Source organism: Streptomyces niveus (assembly GCF_001723055.1).
In the GTDB taxonomy this organism is placed as follows: Bacteria; Actinomycetota; Actinomycetes; order Streptomycetales; family Streptomycetaceae; genus Streptomyces; species Streptomyces niveus.
This window is the reverse complement of the sequence record NZ_MDCR01000481.1, coordinates 1-1789: the sequence shown is the minus strand read 5'-3', so window position 1 is coordinate 1789 and position 1789 is coordinate 1. Positions and strand designations below refer to the sequence as shown.

Annotated in this window: 1 protein-coding gene and 1 pseudogene; one reads left to right on the top strand and one right to left on the bottom strand. The window is 69.4% G+C overall.

Going from position 1 to position 1789, the window contains the following annotated elements; genetic code table 11:
• The coding region (locus tag BHU15_RS36540; protein WP_069631021.1) for a sensor histidine kinase at positions 1 to 1268 on the bottom strand (1268 nt) is incomplete at its 3' end.
• A 323-nt stretch (positions 1269 to 1591) separates the two neighbouring features.
• Between BHU15_RS36540 and BHU15_RS36535 the strand changes: the two are divergent.
• A pseudogene (locus BHU15_RS36535) lies at positions 1592 to 1789 on the top strand (hypothetical protein); the annotation flags it as partial.

Below are 1789 nucleotides of genomic sequence, written 5' to 3'. Positions count from 1 at the left end.
GCCGACGCCCCGGCCGCGGGGTTCGCGGCCGGGGCGTCGGCCGTGCGCGGCTTGCGCATCTCGGGCAGTTCCGTGCCGCCGACCCCGAGCGCGGTCGCGCCGATGCCGTGGGCGATACCGGGCGCGGGCCCGGTGGTGACCACGTCGCGGGGGACGACGAGGACGGCGCGGACGCCGCCGTACGCGGACTGCCGCAACGAGACCTGGAGGTTGTACATCTGGCAGAGGCGGCCGACGACCGCCATGCCGAGGCGCGGGGTCTCGCCGAGGTCGTTGAGGTCGATACCGGCCTGCGCCTGCGCGAGCATCCGCTCGGCCCGGGTCCGTGCCTCCTCGCTGAGGCTGACGCCGCCGTCCTCGATCTCGATGGCGATGCCGGTCTGCACCTCGACGGCGGTCACATGGACGCGCGTCTGCGGAGGCGAGTAGCGGGTGGCGTTGTCGAGGAGTTCGGCGCACGCGTGGATGAGCGGTTCGACCGCCGTACCGACGATGGCGACCTTGGCGATCGAGTGCAGATCGACCCGCTGGTACTCCAGGATCCGGGACATGGCGCCGCGCAGCACGCTGAACAGCGGTACGGGCCTGGGCCATTGACGTCCGGGGCGGGCCTTGCCGAGTACGGCGACACTGTCGGCGAGCCGTCCGATGAGGGCGGTGCCGTGGTCGATGCGCAGCAGGTCGTCGAAGACCTCCGGGTCACGGCCGTGGTGCTCCTCCATCTCCCGCAGCTCGCTGGCCTGTTGGTGTACGAGGGACTGCACGCGGCGGGCGATGTTGACGAAGGAACGCTGCGCGGATTCACGCATGGCCTCCTCGTCGTCCACGATGCCGAGGATCGCCATGAGCAACGCGCGCTGCGAGTCGGGGAGTTCCCGGTAGCGCTCGTCGCCGTCGACGATGACGTTCATGACCTCCTGGGGTGAGTTGCCCCGGCGGAGCTGGTAGATCGCGAGCGGCATCAGTTCCTTGCCCAGACGCACGCTCTGGCTGTCGTGCTCGGCGATGCGCCGTTCCAGGAAGGCGACATGCTCCCCGTAACGCGCGTGCAGAGCGCGCGTCGCCTCTCCTCTGCGGGTGATCTCCACCGCGCCCCAGCTGACGAGGACGGTGGCGACGGCGCCGTACAACGCGACCGGTATCCGGGCGGCGTCGGCGACGAAGACCACGACGGCGGCCGTTGCCGTCACCATCAGGGCCGCGGAGAGCAGAAGCGCGCGAACGGTGGATGACGCTTGATCATTCATGGGTGCTTCAACACGAACCATGTAAGCCCTCTGGCGGTCGATTCAGGGGTCGGGTTTTCGAAACTATTGCGGCACATGGGAACAAGCGCCTGATTCCGTATCAACTCGGCGCGCTCCGCGAGAGCTTAGTGCGGGCGGAACACCGCACCGGCATATTCACGAACCTCGTGCGCGGGCGTACTCAAGAGGCATAGACTCGCGCCTTTTGCACGGAGAGCTTCGTCGACAGCACACTTAGTGACGACGCCAGTTCGAGCAACGGGCCCTTGTGCGCCCGCGGGACGGTGGCCCGGAGGTCCGTTTCGTTCAAGACCGGTGGTGGCCGCGCCCCGCAGACTCGTCCCATGGATCTCACGCACACCCCGAACCTGACCGGCGCCTGCGCCTTCATGACCACACACGCGCGGCTCCTGGACCGGCGCCGCTTCGAGCTGCTGCGCGGGACCGGTACGCCGGCCGCCGTCGTCACCGCGCTGGACGCCTACCGGAACGGGGACGGCGGTTACGGGTGGGCGCTGGAGCCCGACCTGCGGTCCGCGCAG